17 protein-coding genes and 1 pseudogene are annotated in these 22,270 nt (G+C 43.8%); 6 read left to right on the top strand and 12 right to left on the bottom strand.

Features of this window, described 5'->3' with window-relative positions; translation table 11 throughout:
- Positions 1-64 precede the first annotated feature (64 nt).
- The 4 genes from ahpF to L5M29_RS09110 form a co-directional block, all read right to left on the bottom strand.
- Positions 65-1,636, bottom strand: a complete 1,572-nt coding sequence (ahpF, locus tag L5M29_RS09125; RefSeq protein WP_113939822.1) for an alkyl hydroperoxide reductase subunit F — start codon at positions 1,634-1,636, stop codon at positions 65-67.
- A gap of 163 nt (positions 1,637-1,799) precedes the next feature.
- Complete coding sequence (gene ahpC, locus L5M29_RS09120) at positions 1,800-2,369, bottom strand: alkyl hydroperoxide reductase subunit C (protein WP_105250080.1); 570 nt, start codon at positions 2,367-2,369, stop codon at positions 1,800-1,802.
- A gap of 336 nt (positions 2,370-2,705) precedes the next feature.
- Positions 2,706-4,241, bottom strand: a complete 1,536-nt coding sequence (locus L5M29_RS09115; protein ID WP_198573862.1) for a leucyl aminopeptidase — start codon at positions 4,239-4,241, stop codon at positions 2,706-2,708.
- A gap of 89 nt (positions 4,242-4,330) precedes the next feature.
- On the bottom strand, positions 4,331-5,074 hold the full coding sequence (locus L5M29_RS09110; protein ID WP_113939824.1) for a spermidine synthase: 744 nt from the start codon (positions 5,072-5,074) through the stop codon (positions 4,331-4,333).
- A gap of 106 nt (positions 5,075-5,180) precedes the next feature.
- Here L5M29_RS09110 and L5M29_RS09105 point away from each other — a divergent pair, with 106 nt between their 5' ends.
- The gene (locus L5M29_RS09105) at positions 5,181-5,726 is read left to right on the top strand and encodes a mechanosensitive ion channel family protein (RefSeq protein ID WP_263167454.1); all 546 of its coding nucleotides are present in this window, start codon (positions 5,181-5,183) and stop codon (positions 5,724-5,726) included.
- Positions 5,727-5,874: 148 nt separating this feature from the next.
- Here the strand turns inward: L5M29_RS09105 and L5M29_RS09100 are convergent, their stop codons facing one another.
- The 3 genes from L5M29_RS09100 to L5M29_RS09090 form a co-directional block, all read right to left on the bottom strand.
- Positions 5,875-6,663 (bottom strand): PepSY domain-containing protein, encoded by a 789-nt coding sequence (locus L5M29_RS09100; protein ID WP_263167452.1) that lies wholly within the window; start codon positions 6,661-6,663, stop codon positions 5,875-5,877.
- Complete coding sequence (locus L5M29_RS09095) at positions 6,660-7,325, bottom strand: peptidase (RefSeq protein WP_263167451.1); 666 nt, start codon at positions 7,323-7,325, stop codon at positions 6,660-6,662. The genes L5M29_RS09100 and L5M29_RS09095 overlap by 4 nt, the downstream gene beginning before the upstream one ends.
- A 133-nt stretch (positions 7,326-7,458) precedes the next feature.
- On the bottom strand, positions 7,459-10,173 hold the full coding sequence (locus L5M29_RS09090; protein WP_263167448.1) for a TonB-dependent receptor: 2,715 nt from the start codon (positions 10,171-10,173) through the stop codon (positions 7,459-7,461).
- Positions 10,174-10,497: 324 nt separating this feature from the next.
- Here L5M29_RS09090 and L5M29_RS09085 point away from each other — a divergent pair.
- Positions 10,498-10,901 (top strand): annotated as a pseudogene (locus L5M29_RS09085) (DUF1801 domain-containing protein).
- Between the two features lie 174 nt (positions 10,902-11,075).
- Here L5M29_RS09085 and L5M29_RS09080 read toward each other — a convergent pair.
- The 3 genes from L5M29_RS09080 to fccA form a co-directional block, all read right to left on the bottom strand.
- A complete protein-coding gene (locus L5M29_RS09080; RefSeq protein ID WP_263167446.1) occupies positions 11,076-11,813 on the bottom strand; it encodes a dienelactone hydrolase family protein in 738 nt (245 codons plus the stop codon).
- A 68-nt stretch (positions 11,814-11,881) separates the two neighbouring features.
- Positions 11,882-12,871 (bottom strand): 2-hydroxyacid dehydrogenase, encoded by a 990-nt coding sequence (locus L5M29_RS09075; RefSeq protein ID WP_105250073.1) that lies wholly within the window; start codon positions 12,869-12,871, stop codon positions 11,882-11,884.
- 257 nt (positions 12,872-13,128) lie between these two features.
- A complete protein-coding gene (gene fccA, locus L5M29_RS09070) occupies positions 13,129-14,922 on the bottom strand; it encodes a fumarate reductase flavoprotein subunit FccA (RefSeq protein ID WP_263167444.1) in 1,794 nt (597 codons plus the stop codon).
- Positions 14,923-15,420: 498 nt separating this feature from the next.
- Between fccA and L5M29_RS09065 the strand changes: the two genes are divergently transcribed.
- The 3 genes from L5M29_RS09065 to L5M29_RS09055 are packed head-to-tail and all read left to right on the top strand — an operon-like array spanning position 15,421 to position 16,727.
- Complete coding sequence (locus tag L5M29_RS09065) at positions 15,421-15,831, top strand: hypothetical protein (RefSeq protein WP_105250071.1); 411 nt, start codon at positions 15,421-15,423, stop codon at positions 15,829-15,831.
- A 5-nt stretch (positions 15,832-15,836) separates the two neighbouring features.
- On the top strand, positions 15,837-16,406 hold the full coding sequence (locus L5M29_RS09060) for a class I SAM-dependent methyltransferase (protein WP_263167441.1): 570 nt from the start codon (positions 15,837-15,839) through the stop codon (positions 16,404-16,406).
- Positions 16,407-16,436: 30 nt separating this feature from the next.
- Complete coding sequence (locus L5M29_RS09055; RefSeq protein WP_105250069.1) at positions 16,437-16,727, top strand: hypothetical protein; 291 nt, start codon at positions 16,437-16,439, stop codon at positions 16,725-16,727.
- A gap of 82 nt (positions 16,728-16,809) precedes the next feature.
- On the opposite strand, the gene L5M29_RS09050 is transcribed toward L5M29_RS09055, so the two are convergent.
- Together L5M29_RS09050 and L5M29_RS09045 are read right to left on the bottom strand one after the other, a co-directional pair.
- Positions 16,810-16,995: a hypothetical protein gene (locus L5M29_RS09050; protein ID WP_028759392.1), complete on the bottom strand. Its 186-nt coding sequence runs from the start codon at positions 16,993-16,995 to the stop codon at positions 16,810-16,812.
- A 173-nt stretch (positions 16,996-17,168) separates the two neighbouring features.
- A complete protein-coding gene (locus tag L5M29_RS09045) occupies positions 17,169-19,145 on the bottom strand; it encodes an alpha/beta hydrolase family protein (protein WP_212601295.1) in 1,977 nt (658 codons plus the stop codon).
- 330 nt (positions 19,146-19,475) lie between these two features.
- Between L5M29_RS09045 and L5M29_RS09040 the strand changes: the two genes are divergently transcribed.
- Positions 19,476-22,253 (top strand): TonB-dependent receptor domain-containing protein, encoded by a 2,778-nt coding sequence (locus L5M29_RS09040; protein ID WP_198555537.1) that lies wholly within the window; start codon positions 19,476-19,478, stop codon positions 22,251-22,253.
- Positions 22,254-22,270 lie beyond the last annotated feature (17 nt).

Here is a 22,270-nt window from a genome sequence, read left to right as displayed (position 1 = left end):
AAATAGCCAGCAAATGCTGGCTATTTTTTTGCGTTAGCTTTGATGTCTGTTGATGAGTTAAGCCTTAAGCGGCTTTGGTCGCGGCGGTCTCTTCATCGCTGTGGCGAATTAAGTAATCAAATGCGCCCAGTGATGCGGTCGCGCCGCTGCCCATGGCAATGATAATTTGCTTGAAGGGTGAGTTAGTGACATCACCTGCGGCAAAAATACCTGGGACTGAGGTTTGTCCGCGCTCATCGACTATGATCTCGCCCCTTGGGGTTAAATCGATAGTGCCCTTTAACCATTCCGCATTCGGTACTAGCCCAATCTGCACAAAGATACCTGCAAGTGCGACATGGTGACTCTCGCCAGTGGCTCTGTCTGTGTAGTTCAGGCCATTAACCCGAGTACCATCGCCAGTCACTTCAGTGGTCATGGCTTGGGTAATGATTTTAATGTTACCCATAGAAGCCGCTTTACGTTGCAGTACATCGTCAGCGCGCAGGGTTTTATCAAATTCCAGCACAGTCACATGTTCTACTATGTTCGCAAGATCGATAGCCGCTTCGATACCTGAGTTACCGCCGCCGATCACCGCCACACGCTTGCCCTTAAATAACGGGCCATCACAATGTGGGCAGTATGCGACGCCTTTGCCGCGGTATTCTTTCTCGCCGGGGACGTTCATTTCACGCCAGCGGGCACCTGTGGCTAACAATACGGTACGGCTACGTAATTTAGCGCCGCTTGCCAGTTCAAGCTCGAACAAGCCATCTGTTGATAACGACACAGCTTTTTGGTTGTCCATGATGTCGACTTCGTAGTCTCGTACATGGGCTTCAAGGTTTGCCACTAGTTTTGGACCTTCGGTCGCTTTGACCGAAATAAAGTTCTCGATACCGACGGTTTCAGCGACTTGTCCGCCAAACTTGTCTGCAACAATACCGGTGCGAAGTCCTTTACGTGCTGCATAAATGGCTGCTGCTGCGCCGGCTGGGCCGCCGCCGACGACTAAGACTTCGAATGGCGCTTTTTCATTAATTTCATCGGCCTTACGGCTTGCGGCATTGGTATCCAGTTTATTGAGGATCTCGCCAATGCTGATACGGCCGGCTGCAAACACTTCGCCATTTAAGTAGACAGAAGGCACAGCCATAATGTTTTTGCTGGTCACTTCTTCTTGGAACAGGGCACCGTCGATCATCACGTTGGTGATATTCGGGTTAATGGCCGCCATCATGTTCAGTGCCTGTACTACGTCTGGGCAGTTTTGGCAGGTCAGTGAGACGTAAGTTTCAAAGGCATATTTGCCTGGCAGATTGCGGATCTGCTCAATAATATCATCGCTGAGTTTGATTGGGTGTCCACCCGTGTGCAGTAATGCCAGCACGAGTGAGGTAAATTCGTGACCCATAGGCAGACCAGCAAAGCTGATTTGCGTATTAAGCTCTGGGTTAATCACTGTCATCGCCGGGATGCGTTCGCCCTGAACTTCTTTCAGGCTCACCAGAGAAGATAGGCTGACAATGTCTTGCGCTAAGCTTTTTAATTCTTGAGACTTTCTACTTTCATCTGCAGACACGACAAGTTCAACTGGTCTCTTGAGGTTTTGCAGGTAGGTTTGCAGTTGATTTTTTAAATTCGCATCTAACATGTGATGACTCCAAAATCGCTTAAAAGGGAGAAATAAGGGGGCCAGTCTAGGCCCTTGCAGGGGCGGGCTTAATCCTTTGCTGCGTGGCGCTACAACTGTGTTGGCTGTAACGCCAATCAGCTTGGGACGCTAGACTGGCGGGGTTGACGCTTTGCAGGCTAAATTAGATTTTGCCAACGAGGTCTAAAGACGGTGCTAATGTTTCGTCACCTGGTTGCCATTTAGCTGGGCAAACTTCGCCATCGTGAGTAGCAACATATTGAGCTGCTTGAATTTTACGAACTAGCTCTTGAGCGCTACGGCCGATGCCTAAATCGTGAACTTCGCTGACCTTGATTTGGCCTTCTGGGTTAATCACGAAAGTACCACGCAGTGCTAAACCGTCTTCTTCAATCATCACGCCGAAGTTACGGCTGATAGTGCCTGTTGGGTCAGCCAGCATTGGGAAGTTGATCTTCTTGATGGTGTCTGACGTGTCATGCCATGCTTTGTGAGTGAAGTGTGTGTCAGTTGATACTGAGTAAACTTCAACGCCCATTCCTTGCAGTTTTTCGTAGTGATCAGCCATGTCGCCTAATTCAGTTGGGCAAACAAAGGTAAAATCTGCTGGGTAGAAGAAGACAACAGACCATTTACCTAACAGGTCTTGTTCAGTTACTGGAACGAACTCACCATTGTGGAATGCAGTGGCTTTGAATGGTTTGATTGTGCTGTTGATAATTGATTGAGTCATTTTATGCTTCCATTTAGTTGATGATGGCTTAAGTTCATAACGAGGACATTTGCTTGCGTCCTGTCGATGTGAAGCATATTACCGACTCGATTAAAATTAAGATAACGGATAAAAACTATTATCTTAATCGGTTTAGTCGAATGACGATGCGATTAGGTCGGACTCAATCGGTTTTTCTGCGACTGCTGCGGTTTTGGCGTGACTGGGTGTAGTTTGGGTTTAGCCGGCTGGTCTTTGGTGATTGAGATAAGATAAATTTCGAGCATAAAAAAGGGATATCAATGATATCCCTTAAAGTGTAAATACAATTAAAACTAGATACTGAGGTTCTAGGTTCTAGTTCTGTGCTTTGGGTTGAGTTAACCAAGTGCTGAGTAAGCGCACGCCGTAACCTGTTGCACCCGCAGGCACAACGGCGGTATCGGTGGCGGTTAAGGCATTGCCCGCGATATCGATATGTGCCCAAGGCTGTTCGCCCGCAAAGCGTTTTAAGAACATGGCCGCAGAGGAAGCACCCGCGCTGCCTTCTTTACCTGTGTTTGTGAGATCCGCGATAGTGGATTTAAGCTCATCCGCATAGGCTTGATCTAACGGTAAGCGCCAGACCTTTTCGCCAACCTGTTGACCTGCATAAGTTAGCTGCTGCACTAAAGGCTCAGAATCGGTAAACAAGCCTGCGTAAACATTGCCTAACGCACTCACTTTTGAGCCAGTCAGTGTCGCAACATCGATAATCACAGATGGCTTATAATTTTCTCTGGCATACCAGAGGCCATCGGCCAGCACTAGGCGACCTTCGGCATCGGTATTGAGCACTTCAACGGTGAGACCTTGGGCGGTTTTAATCACATCACCTGGGATCATTGCATGACCCGATACCATGTTCTCCGCCATGGGCATAATCGCCACTACGTTGACTGGCGCTTTTTGAATCGCCATGGCTTTAATAGTGCCAAGCACTGTGGCTGCACCTGCCATATCTGACTTCATCCGCGCGATTGAAGTACCTGTCGCCTTAATATTGTAACCACCCGAGTCGAAGGTGATGCCTTTACCGACCAGTGCGATTGGCGCGTCTTTGCTACCAGGCCAATGGGCGACCACTAACTTAGGTGGGCGCTCGCTGCCTTTACCTACAGCAGCTAAGGCGCCCAGTTGTAGACGTTCGATATCTTTGGCTTCTAATACCGTGACTTTAACGCCGAGGGATTTGAGTTTTCTGGCTTCGTTAGCAAAGCTGTCGGGATACATAATGTCTGCAGGTGCGTTTGTTAGATCGCGCGCTAAAAACACACCTGCTTCAACCGCTTGCAGATTTTTATGGTGTTTTTGGTTGCGACTTAAATCATCGACAGCGATTTGGTAATTCTTCTCGGCACGGGGGCTCGCTTTGAACTGAGTATAACGATAACTGCGTAGTTCAATTCCGTGGGCAAGCTCAGAGGCAAATAGCGGCGCGGCAGTTAAGCCTTGGGTGAGTACACGCACTGTGGCTTGGGGAACCGTATCGAGTTTAGCCGCAACATTGCCACCGATGGTATTAATGTCGCCGGGCGTTAAGTTTTTTGCATCGCCAATGCCGACCAGTAAGACCCGTTTAGCATCAATTTCGCTGGGTACCAAAATCTCGAGGATTTCCCCCCGTTTGCCGGAAAAAATATTATCCGCCGTTGCTAGGTTTAATTGATCTTGGGTCGACTGAGGTAAAAAGTCGATCCCATAGGTAGTAGAATCAGCACTTTGGAATAGCACTAATGTATCTGAATTCAGTGAGCTACGAGTGTCAAAACTAAAACTTTCGGCGTTAGCATTGAGAGAGTTAAGGCACGCCAGAGCCATAACGCTTAACATCAATTTATTATTATTTTTCATGGTGACAGCTCATATCATGGAAGTGTGAGAAGAATATCAAAGCTCAGCCTTAGGGTTAACTAATTTACGCTATTTTGCTGATATTAGTATTAAATCCAAGGCCCAAAGCGTGTCAATGATCGATCAAGGGCAAAACCCAATTGTTGCGATAAAGATTGAGCACTACTTTTAAGGGCCGAGGTGCCTAAAAGCTGTGGCGATTGGCTCGCAAAAATCACCCAATTCCCGCCGCCTGTGAGACAAGCGTTCACATGGGCAAAGTGTTGTTGTAAGTCGGCTAACAACTCGCGATTTTGGCTATGTTCTTTCCAGCAGTTCAGCACTAAATACCCATTGGGTTTGATGAGGTTAGTGCATTGCTCAAGGAATATTGGCGAAAGCTGCCCTGTTTCAACGCCTTTGGCTGTGTAAATATCGGCAAAAATTACATCCACTTTTTTATGATCGCCAGCAGCTAAAAAAGCAATAGCATCATCATTGATAAGATTGAGCTTTTTACCTATCGGCAGCTGAAAATAGCGCTTAGCTAACTCAATCACCGCGGGGCGTAATTCCACCGCTGTTAACTTTATTGCCGCGTCGAAATTGCGCAGTGAGTGAATAATCGAGCCGCCGCCTAAACCTAAAACAATAGCGCTCTTGGGCTTACAAAATAGTAAAACCAACAACATGGCTTGCACATAAGTGTGCTGGGGAATATGGGGCGCCGCCTTGAGGATCTTACTCTGCTCATCGTTATCCCCAAAGGACAGGATCCGTGAGTCGTCGTAATCGATTACACGAATCGGGCCTAGTGCGTCTTGGGTTTCATGTAAGAGGGTCGAATCGGCCATATTGGATTAATTACTCGGTTTAGCTGTTTGGCTTGTTTGCACGGGCTATAACTGCTCGTGCAAAAAAGTTAGAATTCAGACAGTTTTAGTTAATTGAGCCGCTATTATGACAAATCAAATCCTGCTTGCCTGTATTTATCTTGTAGTGTTTATCTTTTTACAGCGCGCCTTAACCCATTGGGTTAGAAAACTCGCGCAAATGAAGCAAGTGAGTGTTGCACGGACCAGTTTAGTGACCCGTTTTATTTCCTATGTGATGTTTTTTATTACTCTGTCATTGATGGCGGTCTCGCTCGGACTGGGCTATCAGGATGTGTCGCTATTTGTGTCATCTGCCTTTGCGGTGATGGGCGTTGCATTGGTTGCTCAATGGTCGATATTGAGTAATTTAACTGCTGGCGTGCTGATCTTTTTCGTGTTTCCCTACCGTATCGGCGAGCGCATTCGGGTGGTTGATAAGGATGAAGATATTAGCGGCGTGATCATCGAAATCGCGTTATTCCATGTGCTGATCCATCGCGATAACGGCGATACCATCACTTATCCTAATAACCTCATGCTGCAAAAGGCAGTGTTAAAGCTCGCCGATCAGACTCCCTTAGCCGAACGTCAGGCCTTACTCGAAGGCAAAAAGAAGTTTGATCCTGAGTAGTTTGGATAGTTGCGCAGCGCTATATTGATTATCAAACTGTGCTGAGCGTTCGTGGGCGTGTCTGAGTCGTTTGGCAGGCTTATAGGGTCTATTAACCCATCGCGGCGTACGATGAGATGAATGAAATAGCTCTTGCCGTTCTAGCCATTCAACTCAGACTTAACCGATAGCGCTTGAGTACAAGATTATCAATAACCCAATACAGGCCAGATAGGGATAACAACAAGGTCAGTATCCCCAGTAGCCAGCTAAAGGGGTTGTTAAAAGTACCTTGATTGAGGTAATCCATAAAGTGCAATTTAAACATCAAGTCGGCGATGTCTGTGTGGTCATTTTTATGGCCAATTAATTCGCCATTAACTGTATTGATATAAATTCGCGTCGACAGGTCATCATCCATATCTATTTGCCAAAGTGAATTGCACTGGGTTGGCCACTCGCTAATGGGGGCTGATATTTGCTTAACTTGGGTAATTTTCCCTGGCCCGGTATAACTTTCAAGCGCCAGTTGTTGCGCGCTTTGTTTATTAATGAGTAAGGAATTGCCCGTATAGGCATCAATCAAGGTTTGCTGTTGGCACTGGTGTGCATAGCGCTGCACCTTTGCATCGAGTACATAAACGGGCTTACCCGCGAGCGCCATTAATGTCAGGCTTTCTACCTGAGTATGCTTAGCCAGTAAGGGAGCGATATCCACGAGCTTTTGTGGATCAAACTCTTGCTTTTGCGGTGCAGGACTATGGCTAAGCTGGTACTCCATTCCCTTGAGTTCATCATGGGGCGTTAAATTGAAATAGACCCCAGTAACAAGCCAAAGTAGCAGTTGAATGCTTACTATGGCACCGAGCCAATAGTGGGCGATTTTGACCCAGCGTTTGAAGTGTTTACTTTGAGGCTTAGGCTTAGGTTTAGGCTTAAGTTTAAGATTCGGCATCATCTCAGATACCTCCTTCTTCGCTGCCACAGTAAGACGAAGCCAGCTAACACAGCCACAATGGAGACTAGAGCCGTGCTCAGCAGTAGAAGATTGTCGATGGCTTCACCCTCGTCGTAATCCATAATGTGCCATTTCCAAAAGAGATCGAACAAACGCCAATAGTCATGTCTGCGCGTGACTAACTCACCCGTTGTCGCTGACAGATAAAGGCTTGTGGCTGCACTATCGTTAAAATCCATTCTCCAAACTGGTAGGTATTGCGGCGCTAGTTCAGCTGGGGCGATATCGGTGAGCAGAGTTGCACTAACAAGCTTAGCCTCTACGGGTAAAGACCCGTTATGCTGATAGTTTGAAGCTATCATTCGGGCTTGTTTCTCCGTTATCGAAGGCAATAACTCACCCGAATCTGCGTCCACGAGAATGGACTTATCGTTCAGTTTAATCCGGTAATAGAGGGTATCAGTGATTGAGGTTAACGCGATTGCTTGAGCCTTAGGGAAACGCGCATAAACCGCTGCGATTGGGTACTGGATCTGGCTGGGATTGATATGCTGGGTGTCTTGCACTTTAATATAATCGCCACGGATAAACCCAAGATCCATTAAGACGAAATAGCTGCCTGTGACTGACCAGATCCCAATCGGCAGCACCAGCAATAGCATCAACCATCGGTGTAGAAAGTGTGCTGATGAGACTCGTTTTAGTGTGTTAACCCGCTTCAAGTTGATGACTCACTTTTTATTTAATTAATTTAGCCAGCTTGCTTAGGGGGATTACCCCCTTAAGCCCAAAGCATTACAGAGCCCATTTCATTCCGACATAGTAACGACGTCCCATTAGGTCGTACGTCATAGTGTTGGTATTACCATCGGTAAAGCTTTGATGATATGGCGCTGGTTTATCGAACAGGTTATCGATACCTGCCGTTAAGGCTATATTGTTGTCCATTTGATAATGAACCTGTGCGTTATGGTAAGTGACCGCATCAACGGAGTCACCTATATCTCCGGCATTGGCATATTGATCATCCGCCGCGCCGATATATTGAATGTTGTAGCTAAAGCGCCAATTGTCATTCGTGATATCAAAATAGAGGTTTGAGCGCCATTTGGTGTAGCTACCATCATAACCAATTGTGCCAGCTCGTGATTCAACGGGTGCGCCAGCGTAGGTTTGTAGATCGTATTGATCTAAATAGCTCAGCTCCCAAGTCGTATTCGTCACCAAGCCTGCCATCTCTTTTGGGTAAAACATCGCCATATCAACACCTGAAACCACTTCGTTGGCGGCGTTGCCCAGTTGTGTCTGTAAGTAGGTGATGTTGCCTGTCATCGCGTCTCGCACAAAGTGCTCGTCGCTACAGAAAGGATGCGTCATCCCTTTACTGTCGTAACAGGCGGCTAATTTGCTCGAACCATTGACTGAGTTAATGGCGTTATTAATCTCTATTTTGTAGTAATCGAGCGTGATGTTGAGTCCTTCAATAAATCCCAGATCCCAAACAATACCAGCAGTAAAGGTATTGGCCTCTTCTGGTTCTAGCTCGGCATTGCCGCCACGGTCGGTTAAAATAGTGCCTTCTTGCTTATAATTCGTTGGCACGTTTGATGCCATACAATTAGCGTATCGATTCGATCTAGGGTCGAGCTTAGCCCACTCGCTACAAGGATCTGTGGTATTCATGGAACCTTGATCGATACCGCCAAACAACTCAGGAATATTCGGTACTCTGAATGCCGTGGATTGTGTGGCTCGCAGTGTCACTGCGTCATTGACGACCCACAGTAGCCCCATTTTATAATTGGTATCGCCACCGAAGGTATCAAAATAGGAATATCGCAACGCCGCAGTTAATTCGACCGACTTGGCAAAGGGCAGGCCGCTTAAAATAGGTAATAAGGTTTCAAGATAGATTTCGTCAGCAGTGTAACGACCATCAATCGGATCTTGCTGGGCAGTGTTTGCTTCACCACTGATTTTAAGTGGGTCTGGATCATTCCATCCTTTCTCGTTTCTGTGCTCTAGTCCTGCGGCAAAACTCATCATGCCCGCGGGTAACTGCCATAGATCGCCTGTGATATTCGTTGTGAGGCTAAACTGCTCATTACCGCCGCTATCACGCATGTTAAACAGAAAATAGTCCAGCATTGCAGGTGTGAGTGAGCCAGCTCCCCAAAAGTTTGCGCAAGGTACATTGGGATCAATATTACAATTGCTATAGTCTGTCGCGTCGGCAAGACGAACCTTATTAATGACATTGGTCACTTCATAGGAACCACGATTACTGCCGAAGTTAACGGCAGCATCCCATTGCCAACCGTTGTCTAAATCACCTCTAAAACCTGTCACTAAGCGCCAAGTATCCGCTTGAATATTAAATTGTCGGGGAGCTTCTGCCAGTCTGCGACTCTGGAGAAGGAAGTCTGCATCGGTCGGATTTGATTCATGCCAAGCAGGGATCACGATACCTGACACCGATTGCGGGGAAGCGGGTAATTGTGAGCGACGGTGAGTGTACATAGCCTCAGCAAACACTTGGCTGCTTGCCGTTAAGTCATATTCACCGTAGGCAAACAGATTGACTCGCTCGTTAGGTTGAACCGCATTAAAGTACTGATAAGTATTATCTTTATGGCTACTTGTGTATGGGGCGCTTCCCGTTGGCAATAGCATTAACGGATCGCCGATTGGATTACCATTGGTATCAATGAAATGGCCTCTGCCTCCCGGCAGCGCCGAGTTACCGCCACACACTAGCTCACCATTCACTTCCTCAAGCGGACAAGGTGCGCGACTCAGCATATCGACGGCTTGGGTTTTATCGTAACTCATCGCCACATATGCACTGCCACCCTCACCTATATGACCGAGGGCAAGGTCAAGCTTGTACTGTTCACCATCATTTTGCTCGGTTATGCCAGTTCGCGCTTGAAACTCAACCCCTTCGATTTGTTGCCGAGTGATAATATTGACCACGCCAGCAACCGCATCTGCACCATAAATGGCGGATGCACCATCTTTTAATACCTCGATTCGTTCAACCACGCTAATGGGAATAGTATTAAGATCCACGGAGGAGTTTGCCCCTGTGCCACTGTTCACCATACGTCGACCATTGAGCAGTACGAGTGTGCGATTTACCCCTAATCCGCGCAGGTTAACTTGGGTTGAACCATAGCCCCCCTCAGTCCAATAGGCATTCGTTTGATTACCCGCAAACCCCGCAGAAGCCGTCATTCTTTGCAGCAATACTTCAACTGAGGTGGCACCGGTTTTCTCGATATCTTGCGCGGTAAAAACGGTCATCGGCGCGGTGGAGGCCATCTCTTCCCTTTGAATTCGGCTCCCTGTAATGGCAATCCTTTCGATAGCAGTGGGAGTCGATAATTGAGGTTTAATTGCAGATGCTGGAAACATTGCTTCAGTTTCGGCTTCGGCTGCTATCCCTGAAAAAGTGGCCATACTTGTTAGGGATATTGCAATTGAAGTCATTACTGCAGAGCGGGACATAATAAGCCTATGAAAGGTTTGTTTAAATAATGAGATGTTTTATAAAGGATTAAGCTGATATCTCAATAAAAACTCAACGACCTGCGACACTGTGTCACACCCCTAATACGCGGTTTATAATAAAGTGCTGATATAATCGACACTTTTGATATGGAAAAATAAAATTACGCTTGTTTCTGCTTATTTCCACTATCTCTATATTTCCACTAAGTGATAAATCACCAATGACTAAGGGTTTGGAAGTTCAACCATGTGGGCCCGCTGCATAGTTTTTTGTTTTACAGATATGATGATTCGGCATTGCATAAATTGGAGGATGAGAGCATGCAAGCGGAAGTACAGAAAAGTTTGAAGGCTATCCTGCGCATATAGCGCCCTTGCTATTGCGGATTCGAATTTTGATTTTTTCGATTGCCGAAGTGCAGGATTTAGGTGCGGTGGAAGAGAGCTTAAAATGGGGTGAGCCGAGTTATTCAGTTAAAAATGGAAGCACAGTAAGGTTTGACTGGAAGCCTAAATATCCCGAACAATATTACCTATTCTTTAATTGTAAAACTCAGCTAGTTGATACATTTCGAGAGCTCTATTCAGACATACTGCAGTTTGAAGGGAATCGAACCATAGTGTTAAATATTCATGATCCCCTACCAGAATCTGCGATTTCCCAATGTATTGAATTATCGTTGACATACAAAAGTATCAAACATCTACCTTTACTAGGAGCTTAGTTTCATTAAATAAAAAGGTGATGAATCACTAAAACCTTAACGCGAGTTAAGGTTTTAGTCTGTTTCATTAAGCGTGAATTTTGCTAGTTAAGTGTGTTTTGTACAACCTGCAGTACTATTTGAACTATGCAATAAAGGCTTCTAACTTGTGGCGGTAGGATTCTTCAAAGGCAATTATCGTAGCACCCTGTGAAAAAATGCCGTCGCTTGTAAGTACATTTGCAGCGCTAAAGCCGGATCATATCTATCGCCTTCATCACGCATAAAGGCGTGTTGGGCGTTGACTTCAAGCCAAGTGAAGTTACGGTTCAGCGCCATTAATTGCTGGTGGATTAGTACTCGGCCTTCCGCGGATACGTGGGGATCTTGCTTGCCGAACACTAACACTAATTCCCCTTGAATATCACCGCTGCGGCTCAATGAGTCATTGCCGTAAGCGCAGGGTAGGGTGTTGGAATGAATGTCGGTAGGATAAAGGCAAAATGCACCTAAAATAGCGGGGTTGAGTGCGGCGCGGTAGGCTAAGTGGCCGCCGATACACACGCCCATAGAGCCAACTTTGCCATTGCAGTAAGTTTGTTGAGTGGCAAAATCGATCAGTGCTTGGGTATCGCTATCGTGGTGTTCTAGGGGTTTGGCAAATTTATCGGCGTTACCTTTATCTTTACCTGATTCATCATAGGCCAGCACTGTGCCTAAAGGATTCAGTTCATGGAACACTTCGGGTACTAACACCACAAAACCGTGGCCAGCAAGAATAGTAGCGGTGCGGGCGATGGGCGCAGTTTGCTGAAATATCTCGGAATAAAAGATGATACTTGGGAATATTCCCTGTGCTTCTGGGCGATAGATATAGGTGCGCATTAGCCCTGAAGGCGTGGAGATATCCTGAATTTCCTGAGTCACTAACATATTTATATTCCTCTATGAGGCTTCAAACGTTGAAGCCTCACTTTAGCAGTCAGGATTTTATCTGTCAGTTAAAACAATTCGTTACCTGAGAGTTCACCGGCACATAGTGCTTTTATATTGCTCAAGGTCGTTTTGGCAATGGCGCCTAGGGCTTCTTCGGTGAGGAAGGCTTGGTGACCCGTGAAAATCACGTTATGGCAGGCTGATAAACGACGGAATACATCGTCTTGAATAATTTCATTCGATTTGTCTTCGAAGAACAGGCCCTTTTCGTTTTCATATACATCGAGCCCAAGCGAGCCGATTTGCCCCAGTTTTAATGCTTCCATTGCGTCGAAAGCATTGAGTAAACCACCGCGGCTGGTGTTGATCACCATGACACCGGGTTTCATCTTGGCGAAACTGGCTTGGTTTAGTAAATGACGGTTATCCGCGGTCAACGGGCAATGCAAGCTGATGATATCGCTGTTGGCATAAATAGAGTCGAGATCTTGATATTCAACATTCAGCGCGATGACAGCCGGATTGATAAAGGGATCGAAGGCAATGACTTTACAGCCAAAACCGAGCAATACCTTGATGGTTGCTACGCCGATTTTACCTGTACCAATCACGCCGACGGTTTTGCCGAACATGTTAAAGCCGACTAAGCCTTCGAGGGAGAAGTTGGCATCGCGGGTGCGTTGGTAAGCTTTGTGGATTTTTCGATTCAGTGTCAACATCAGTGCGACTGTATGTTCGGCCACGGATTCAGGAGAATAAGCTGGTACGTTAACGACTTGCATGCCTAAGCGTTTAGCGGCAACTAAATCGACGTTGTTAAAGCCAGCGCAGCGCATGGCGATAATTTTTGTGCCACCCTTAGCGAGTTCGACCAGAACTTCTTCACAGAGTGAATCGTTGACAAAGGCACAGACAATTTCAAAACCTTCGGCAAGCTTCACTGTTTGCATGCAGAGGCGATAATCGAAGTACTCAATTTGTGCACCAAACGCAGCATTTGTGCGGTTAAAGTGCTGCATGTCGTAATGTTTTGCGCTAAAAAATCCAATTCTCATTTCAGTCACCTAACGGGTTTGCTGATGTCATTATCTGGCAAAGAGTGTAAGTGAGTTAGGGCTTTTTGTCCTTAGCCTTAGAAAATTCCCCGTTAAAAGAGTGAGCTTTATCATCAATTGGGAATAAAAAAGCGAGCCCCTGACGGCTCGCTTATTGATTGACTGCTTTTACTTGAAGTGTTCAAGCTAGGGCTCTCATATTGAAAGTCGTACTATATGAGCTGAGGGTTAGTCCTTTAACCCTCCGTTATTGCATTTTACTTTTTGTCTTTAGCGTATTTAGCTGCAGATGCACCCGCGATACGGCCATAAGTAACGATATCGGAAATAGCATTACCACCTAAGCGGTTAGCACCGTGAACGCCACCTGTGACTTCACCTGCTGCATATAAACCATCAATAGGCTTACCCGTTTTTTCACTCTTCACTTCGGCTTTAGTATCGATCACAACACCACCCATAGTGTGGTGAACTGCTGGCGCGATTTCGAGAGCGTAGAAAGGTGCAACAACTAATTCACGTGGTAAATCAGGACGTTCAAATTGAGCATCTTTACCTGATTTAACAAAGCCATTATAAGCTTTCACTGTTTTAGCGAGTTCGGCCGCTGGAATATCTAACTGTTTAGCCAGATCTTCAATTGTTTTGCCTTCTTTAACAATGTTCAAGTGCACATAGCCTTCGATAGCTTTTAAGCTCTTACGGATAGAGTCATCGAATACCAAATAAGCACTTTCGCCTTTTTGTTGCAGAATCGCGGCAGACGCTTTGTCACGGGTGGTGATTTCGTTCATAAAGCGGTTACCTTCACGGTTAACCACGATCGCACCGTTACCACGTACCGCTTCGGTGATCATTACACCACCAGCAGGTGAATAAGTTGGGTGAGCTTGAATAAATTCTAAGTCACGAGTTGCAGCACCCGCTTGCAATGCCACGTCTAAGCCATCACCTGTAGCACCTGGGTGGTTAGTCGCTTTAAAGCCTTTTAACTTAGGATCGTACTTAGCAACACGATCGTTATTTTTCGCAAAACCACCCGCTGCGATAACGACAGCGTCAGCTTTGACCACGTAATAACCTGTGTATTCACCCTTCACCAATACGCCGGTAATTTTACCGCTCGCATCTTCAAGAATACGTACTACACGGCTGTTTAAGCGGATGTCAGTACCACGTTTCACTGCATTGTCCCATAGAACTTGTGCTACGTGTGCACCCACGCCAGCGCCGCCTGTTGGACGGTGACTACGGTTAACACTTGCGCCACCCATACGACCTACGTCAGTCATATCGGCACCCATAGAGGTTAACCAATCGATAGAGTCTGATGAGTTGTTGGCTAAGGTTTTGACCAGTTCAGGATCGTTAATATTGCGACCACCTTTCATGGTGTCGTCGATCATGATTTGTTTCTTATCTTCAATACCTAGTTTAGCCTGTGGCTTAGTTTCAGCAGCGTTCATTCCGCCAGCAGCAAGTTTAGTGTTTCCGCCTGGGATAGGTTCTTTTTCAAACAGGATAACTTTAGCGCCTGCATCACGGGCTGAAACGGCTGCTGCAAGACCTGCACCACCTGAACCAATGATCACGACATCAGTGGTTTCTTTTACGCCAGCGGCAATGGCTTTATCTTGAGCAGCTTTGTCTGCATCAACAGGCACAAACTTACGTTCCCACTTGCCACCGTAAGGCATATCGAAGCCGAAGCTGTGACAAGCATCGCAATAGGTGACTGATTTTTCATGACCTTTATGGCAGCTAGTACAAGCAATTTCGCCAATTAGGTGAGATTTATGGGGTGATACTTTATCTTTAGGTGCAGCGGCGGCCAGTTCTTTTAAATCACCGTGGCAGCTAACACACTGAGCATTTTCATGGGTAAGGTTGTCGTTGGTGACGCCACCTTTGTCTGATACGTGGCAGCTGTCGCAGCTACCCATTTCACCGTGAAAATCGGCTAGCACTTCTGGTGCTGCATAGGCAGTACCTGCCATAGCGCCAGAGATCAGCATGGCTAGTGCTGTTTTTTGAATATTTCTTGTGAACATGATAGTTCCTCCGCCGTACATTCATCTACTTAATAAGGGTTATTCATCGTGGCGTGATATTTATTTTTTACGCAGCTCACGCACTGTTAGAGCATTCTCCATTTGCAAATTTAGCACTATCTAAAGAGGTATATGTGTGTTCAGATCACATAACCTTTGTTACAGCGAAAATAACATATTTAAAATGTGCAATCGGATGGGAAATATTAATGAAGTTGAGACTAATCACTGCTTCAATACGGTATAACATGCGTGAGTTAACATATTGAATGGATTGATTTTAACTTTATAAAATAAAAATGGCATAAATTATGGCTTTGGTGGTGTGTTTTATCTATTTGTATTTTATAAATATTATAATTAAATCTTGTATATTGAGGAGATGCCTTATTTATTTTTATGTATTCTATAAATAATGTTATTTCAAAAGCCTTTATTGTATAAAATTATATTATCATTTTAATTAAATGTTACGCAATTGATTCTTAAGGGGTTGTAATGCACAAACAAGGCATATCAGAAAAACGTTTTTGGTTTCAACGTTTGAGTAAAACCAGTTTAAGGGCATTACATATTTTAGGGATCGTTGGTGTCGGTGGTGGCATTTTATTAGATGTAAATAAAGTGCAATGGTTGAGTTATTGGTATCTCGCGATGACGACGGGCAGCATATTAATGTTGTGGGAAATCGCACGGGATTGGCGCTGGCTGATCCAGCTTAAGGGAGTGTTAACTTTAGTAAAAATAGGCTTGCTTGGCCTGTTTGTGCCGCTGGCTCATTACAAACCTGAGCTGTTGATCGTGATACTTTTTTTGTCAGTTATCGTGTCCCATGGTCCTGCAGGGCTCAGGCATTATTCTATTGTGCATCGTCGGCAAATTGACTCGAAAAAAGAAATTAAGGGCTAATTGATATGTCTGTAATCCATACGTCAACTTTAACGCCTGCCGCGTTAATCACAGAGTTCGCTTGGCCTAATCCATCTGTGTCTAACTTAGACTTGAGTTGCTTCGATGGACTTAAGGTGCTCGATCTCGCTTGCGGTTCTGGGCGTAATGGTTTGTGGTTTTTAGCGCGAGGGGCTGAAGTGACGTTTATCGATCGAGATTTGTCCGCCATGTCACACATTGATCAGGCTAATGCTTACAAATTACAAAGGAATTTAGAAGCTGAGGCTGGACCATTATTACCGGTTGAAGAGTACGATATTGTCTTAGTATTTAATTATCTGCATCGCCCATTACTGCCACAAATTGCTAAGGCGGTTAAGAGCACAGGCCTTATCGTCTATGAAACCTTTACAACGCAACAGGCGCAGATAGGTCGGCCACGCAACCCAGATTTCTTACTTACTGAAAATGAACTCAAATCAGTGTTTGCTAACTGGCAATCTTTACATTACTTTGAAGGTCGATTATGTGATCCGCAGTCCACTCAAAGCAGTTATAAAGCCCAGTTGATTGCGCGAAAACCTACAACGTAAATTTATTGATTGAGACTCAGAGGTCGTAGGATGTTTCCCTATCCAGAGCAATATCGCATTGCAACGCCGCCGTTGACGACCGCCTTTATGGTGGCGTGGGCTTTATTCAGTCACAGCTTATTTTCCGATGCAAACCCTGTCGCACTCTATCCGCTGTTAGCGCTATTTCCCTTGGTGATTGGATTACATTTATATTTGATTTTGTTAGCAAAAGGAATGGGGCGACTCGATCAGTGTTTCTATGCCTTAGTGCATATCCCTCTGGCGTTTGTAGTGTGGACATTCACTATTATGCACGTGAATGGTAACGCTTTTTCTTAAATTCGCCTGACGTTTTAGAGAAAATAACAAAAAAAAGCGCCCTGATAATCAGAGCGCTTTTTTGATTTTGTATTGCTAACAATTAGGCCGTGGTGTTGATGTTGTGGCCTGCATTGCCTACGGGTTTTGGCGCCGCAGCTGCAATTAAATCTACCGCGATTTTACCTTCGGCTTTTTGCTGCTCTTTTGCTAACTGAGCAACCTTAACGCCAATTGCACCATTTTCTAGATTTGGTGCGATAGCTTGGGTATTCAGTGAAATTGACATAACTAACCTCGATTGTAAGCTGGATCCCTTTATCGGCAAACCCACCGTTAACTTTAGTCGTTACACATGAATTTGCCAATTCTATCGTACTATCTATTTTTGCATGTTAATTTTTAATACTTTAAATGATTTCAATATGTTGAGTTAGTTCGCGTAAACTTGCTAACATATTTTTAGTTTAAATATTTTTTTAAAAAGTCAAGCATCTCAGTGTATAATTCTTTGCGGTTTTCTTCGTTATAGAATCCATGCCCTTCTGTTTTTTTCCATAACCATTTCGGTTCATTTCCTGTTTTTACTAGGGCATCTCGCATCACATGAGCGTTTTCATAATGTGCCTGCTCATCACGGCCGCCATGCACAATGAATACTCCGGCTTTAATTTTGCTTGCATTATAGGCGGGAGAATGTTTTTTCATTGTTTCTTCTGAACCCCCAAAAGCTTGTTCCATATAGCGTTTACCCCAACCCAATCGTTCAGCAACATTGCCTTTATTGAACATGAGTGGTAGATCGTATACCCCAACATATCCAATTGCGCACTTATAAAGGTCGGGTTCTTTAACCACACCCATGAGAGCGGCATATCCGCCGTAACTTGATCCGGAGATACAAATTTTATCCTTATTAGCGAAGCCTTCTTTAATTGCCCATAGTGTTGCATCGGTCAGGTCATCTTGCATTGCACCACCCCATTGTCCGTAACCACTATCTTCAAACTCACGTCCATATCCGCCAGAACCTCGAAAATTTACCTGAAGTACACTGTATCCTGCACTCGCATATACCTGTACTTCATCATCAAAAAACCAATAGTCACGAGGACCATGTGGGCCCCCATGTGGATGGATAATTAAAGGCAAATTTTCAGCTTTGGCACCCAGTGGTATGGTTAAATAACCATGAATTGTTAAGCCATCACGAGTAACAAAATTTATCGGAGTTTTATGAGACATTTTTTGCTCATCTATCCAAGGGCGAGAGGCTGTGAGGAAAGACACTTTTTTAGTCTCTCTATCGTAAAGATAAAATTTACCTGGATTAACATCGGAGTAACTTTCAATCACCCAGCTTTTGTTATCAGCTGTCTTAGAGGTAATATGTAAATAATCATTTGGAAATGCTCGTTGTAGCCCGCGATACTCTTTGGCTAGTTCTGAATTTTCATCAAAAAATATAACTTCAGGTCTTCCATTATGAATAATGGCCCCTACCACTTCTCTTATACGTTTACCTGTTTCAGATGTATATACATTTATAAATGGTTGAGCATCAACTATATCATTTCGGTACATTAACTCTCGTTCACCTGTACTTAACTTGATTCTATATATGCCTAAAGTACTTTTCTCTATGTTATCAGAGGTAAATATGAACTGGTTATCTGCACTAAATCCAATAACATTACTGGACCCTGTCGAGCTGGTTCTAACCATATTTGACAACGATAAAGCTTTCCATGCATTTTGATCAACATTGCTTTCTCGAATATAGGTAATTATTTCTCCAGCACCCTCCGATTTTAACAGTCCTTTTCTTTCTGTTTTCATGGACTGGCTCACTCGCCATTGATCATTATTATCTAAAAAAATCGATGCATTTTCAAATTTAGCTTTTTCAATTAATTGACGTTTCCCAGTATAGATATTCACTTTATAAAGGTTAGAGTATTGTTTTTTTTCTAAATTAGACGATATCAAAATGTTATCGCGTTCATCCATTAGTAGGCTCTCAACCTGCGCACCTGAGTAATCTTTATTCCTCACTCCAAATAATTGTATTTTACTTGAACAGTCTGCATTGCCTGAAAATAGCTCACCAGTCAAAAATGGAGTCGCATACTGTCCTGATTGGGTTGAGATTGTCATTACTACTCGTTCTTCATTTGCCCACCAAAACTCCATGACTGACTCTTCTTCACCAAAAAAAAAGTTACAAACTACTTTTTGATTGCTTTTATTGATAATCGCTAATCTTTTATGATTTTTATACGGATAAGTCGCGGCTAAGAAATCACCTTTAGGAGATATTTTAATCGCATTAAACATACTGTGCTTGGCGAGATCGTGTGCGTTTGTCGCGGCTAATGCATTAAGCCCACTTCCTAATATTAAACCAAGAAAAATCAGTATTTTTGTCATGTTAATCATATGGATCTCCATCGATAGAATCTATTTCTACTTACTTCGTTTGATAACTGGCAGTACTCTCGCGCAATTACATTGACAGACGAACAGAGTATTACTCATTAATCAGCTGTTTGAACTGTTACGTCTCAACAGCTTACTATAACTTCATTTGTTTTTTTTGCCTTAAAACACACTTAATGGCAACATATTTTAAACATTAAGTTCAAAATATTTACATGAGGTGGTCTTTGCTATACCTTACATATGATTGCAAGGAATATGCAATTTTCACATAAAATCATCCGTCTGGTAACATTTTTACGTGTTATTAACAGCCGTTTTGGAGAATGTATGTATAAGACAACACTGCTTTGTAAAGCAATACAACTAGGCCTATTTACCGCTTCGATTTCTATTGCCAGCCACGCGTGGGCTGCAGAAGAAAAAGATGCTCAAACCAAAAATGAGAAAATTGAGCGTGTAGAGGTTACTGGTAGTCGAATTAATAGAACTGATTTAGAAAATGCTCAGCCCGTTGTTGTGTTAACCGCTGAAGATATGAAAAATGAGGGTTTTACAACGGCGTTCGATGCAATCCAAAGTATTTCTCAAAATACAGGAACAGCACAGGGTAACGAGTGGGGGGCGCAAGGTGGTTTTACACCAAATGCTGATGTAATCAATTTACGTGGTTTTGGGCCTGGCTATACCCTTGTTCTTCTCAATGGTCGACGTATTGCTGAAAACCCTACGCCCTATAATGGGCAAAGTAATTTTGTGAATTTAAGTGGCATTCCATTTTCTGCGGTAGAGCGAATTGAAATTCTGACTCAAGGTGCATCAGCTATTTACGGTTCAGATGCTGTTGCTGGTGTTGTAAACATTATTTTGAAAAAGGATATAGATTCAACAACTGTGACTGCTATGTATGGTATTACACCAGAAGGTGGTGGTGCTCAAAATCGGTTTAGTCTTACCTCTGGCAGTACAGGGTCTGATTATTCAATTGGGGGAACCATTGAGTATTATAAACAAGATCCGATTTATTCTCATGAGCGGGATTATATGGATTCTGTTGATGATAACCCTGCCGGTGCGACTCCTCTTTCTCGAGGGATTTTATTGCTTGATAATTTTACTGGTAAGTATAGAGATCCTGGCGAACAAGGATGTGTAGATTCTGGTTCTGGATATGAATATGCGGATCGTAATGGTTTTGGTAAGTATTGTGGTGTTGATACTACAGGTGACAATACGATTCGAAATGAACGTGAAACCTTAACCGGTTATTTGTTTGGTACATACGACATCAACGATCATATGCAACTCTTTGCTGATACTATGTATTCAACAATAGATTCTGCAGTTTATGGTTCTCGTCACTTTTATAGTGAGAATTTGCTATTAAATACTCCTGATGGTTCTGGTAATTTCGGAGGAACCCGAGATTATGTATTGGCACAGAGGATTTTTAGTTTTGATGAGTTAGGCCAACGTAACACTCTATTTGATGAGCAGAGTTATAATGTCACTGTTGGTATTAAAGGTGATATTGATACAGCCTATAACTGGCAAGTGTATTACTCGGAGAGTCGTTATGATTACGAGAGTAGCCGAGATTGGATGAAGGAAGAAAAAGTCACCGAACTATTTCTAGGTGAAATAGATAATCCATATGGTCTTTATAATGGTGATGCTCCCGTAGGATTGTATGACAAAATTACACCAGAGATTCGGGACCAGTTACTTGGAACACAAGTTATTTTAGCTGATTCGTATGCTAGAACTTTATCTGCTGAAATTAATGGTGATTTATTCGAATTACCATCCGGTCCTATTGGATTTGCTGCTCTTATTGAATATAACAAGCAAGGCTATGATCTTAAACAGGATGACCGTACATTAAATACTGAAGGCAACGGATGGCAAGGCTTAACGGGTACGGAAGGTGGTGGCGATCGCAGTCGTTATGCTGCAGGTCTTGAGCTTCTGATCCCTGTGATTGAAGACTTAGATCTTGGTGTTGCAGCCCGCTACGATCAGTATGACGATGGCACTACCGAAGTTGGTGGTCGTTTAACCCCATCAATTACTATGACATATAAAGCTATGGATGAGTTAAAGTTCCGTGCAAACTGGGGGCAAAGCTTTAGAGCTCCAGATATGCACTATGTCTTTGCTGGTGATTCAGGCTACTTCACTACTGCGTATGACTATATTGATTGTCGTGTAAACGATCACGATGATGACCCTAATTTTGTACCGAGTCCAAGTGCTTGTGAAACGACATCTTTAAAAGGTAATCGTTCTGGTAGTAAAACGTTAGAAGAAGAGAAGGGAACAAACTGGGGCGTGGGGGTAATTGCTGAACCAGTGAAAGATCTTAGCTTAACTTTTGATTATTATAATATCAGTTTGAAAGATATTATTTCTGATGAAAGCGAACAAGATATATTAGATCTTGAATATGATTGTAAATATGGGCGAAATGGTAAAGACCCGTCTAGCAGTGAATGTACTAACAATGCAGCAAAAGTAGTTAGGGCTGCAGCGGGTGCTCCGAATGCTGGAGATATTGAAACTATTGTGGTTAATCCTGAAAACAAAGCACTCTATGAACAGAGTGGTTTAGATGCTAAGTTATTTTATACTTTAGATACTGAGTATGGAGACTTTGGCGTTCAATTAGGATGGACTCATATTTTAAGTACAAAATATCAAGTGGATTCTGCATCTTCTATTCAAGAGTTGCGTGATGATAAAGATAATTATGAGCCTAGATCTAAAACTAACTTAGTCTTGACTTGGCAATACCAAGACTGGTCCGTTGCTGTTCGTGGCGATAGAATTGGTGAAATTCCACTTTGGGAGCAACCTGCCGAAAACTACGATGATGAAACTGGCGATGTCATTAAAGTAGACCGTTTGAATCCTTACTACACGGTTAACATGAGTGTTGGCTATGATTTTACTGATAATTTGAAAGTATTAATTAGTGGTGAGAATATTTTCAATCAACGCCCTGAAGTAGATGTTACCCATGATGAATGGCCATTCTTTAACAGCTTCTCGTACCCTGGTGCCGCGATTGGCTCTGCTTATCGTGCAGAAATAAGTTATAAATTCTAAACAATAAAAAGTGATAG

The organism is Shewanella sp. SM95 (assembly GCF_025653595.1).
GTDB classification, from domain to species: domain Bacteria; phylum Pseudomonadota; class Gammaproteobacteria; order Enterobacterales; family Shewanellaceae; genus Shewanella; species Shewanella oncorhynchi.
The sequence above is the reverse complement of the archived record's forward strand: the minus strand, read 5'-3'. Positions and strand labels throughout refer to the sequence as shown.

Excerpts from the sequence above, each read along its gene's own strand:
- L5M29_RS09115 (WP_198573862.1), bottom strand. The coding sequence starts at position 4,241 with ATGAAAAATAATAATAAATTGATGTTAAGCGTTATGGCTCTGGCGTGC.
- L5M29_RS09095 (WP_263167451.1), bottom strand. The coding sequence starts at position 7,325 with ATGCTATTGCTGGTGCTGCCGATTGGGATCTGGTCAGTCACAGGCAGC.
- L5M29_RS09110 (WP_113939824.1), bottom strand. The coding sequence starts at position 5,074 with ATGGCCGATTCGACCCTCTTACATGAAACCCAAGACGCACTAGGCCCG.
- L5M29_RS09065 (WP_105250071.1), top strand. The coding sequence starts at position 15,421 with ATGCACAAACAAGGCATATCAGAAAAACGTTTTTGGTTTCAACGTTTG.
- L5M29_RS09075 (WP_105250073.1), bottom strand. The coding sequence starts at position 12,871 with ATGAGAATTGGATTTTTTAGCGCAAAACATTACGACATGCAGCACTTT.
- L5M29_RS09100 (WP_263167452.1), bottom strand. The coding sequence starts at position 6,663 with ATGATGCCGAATCTTAAACTTAAGCCTAAACCTAAGCCTAAGCCTCAA.
- L5M29_RS09105 (WP_263167454.1), top strand. The coding sequence starts at position 5,181 with ATGACAAATCAAATCCTGCTTGCCTGTATTTATCTTGTAGTGTTTATC.
- L5M29_RS09055 (WP_105250069.1), top strand. The coding sequence starts at position 16,437 with ATGTTTCCCTATCCAGAGCAATATCGCATTGCAACGCCGCCGTTGACG.
- L5M29_RS09040 (WP_198555537.1), top strand. The coding sequence starts at position 19,476 with ATGTATAAGACAACACTGCTTTGTAAAGCAATACAACTAGGCCTATTT.
- ahpC (WP_105250080.1), bottom strand. The coding sequence starts at position 2,369 with ATGACTCAATCAATTATCAACAGCACAATCAAACCATTCAAAGCCACT.
- L5M29_RS09050 (WP_028759392.1), bottom strand. The coding sequence starts at position 16,995 with ATGTCAATTTCACTGAATACCCAAGCTATCGCACCAAATCTAGAAAAT.
- fccA (WP_263167444.1), bottom strand. The coding sequence starts at position 14,922 with ATGTTCACAAGAAATATTCAAAAAACAGCACTAGCCATGCTGATCTCT.
- L5M29_RS09045 (WP_212601295.1), bottom strand. The coding sequence starts at position 19,145 with ATGATTAACATGACAAAAATACTGATTTTTCTTGGTTTAATATTAGGA.
- ahpF (WP_113939822.1), bottom strand. The coding sequence starts at position 1,636 with ATGTTAGATGCGAATTTAAAAAATCAACTGCAAACCTACCTGCAAAAC.
- L5M29_RS09060 (WP_263167441.1), top strand. The coding sequence starts at position 15,837 with ATGTCTGTAATCCATACGTCAACTTTAACGCCTGCCGCGTTAATCACA.
- L5M29_RS09090 (WP_263167448.1), bottom strand. The coding sequence starts at position 10,173 with ATGTCCCGCTCTGCAGTAATGACTTCAATTGCAATATCCCTAACAAGT.
- L5M29_RS09080 (WP_263167446.1), bottom strand. The coding sequence starts at position 11,813 with ATGTTAGTGACTCAGGAAATTCAGGATATCTCCACGCCTTCAGGGCTA.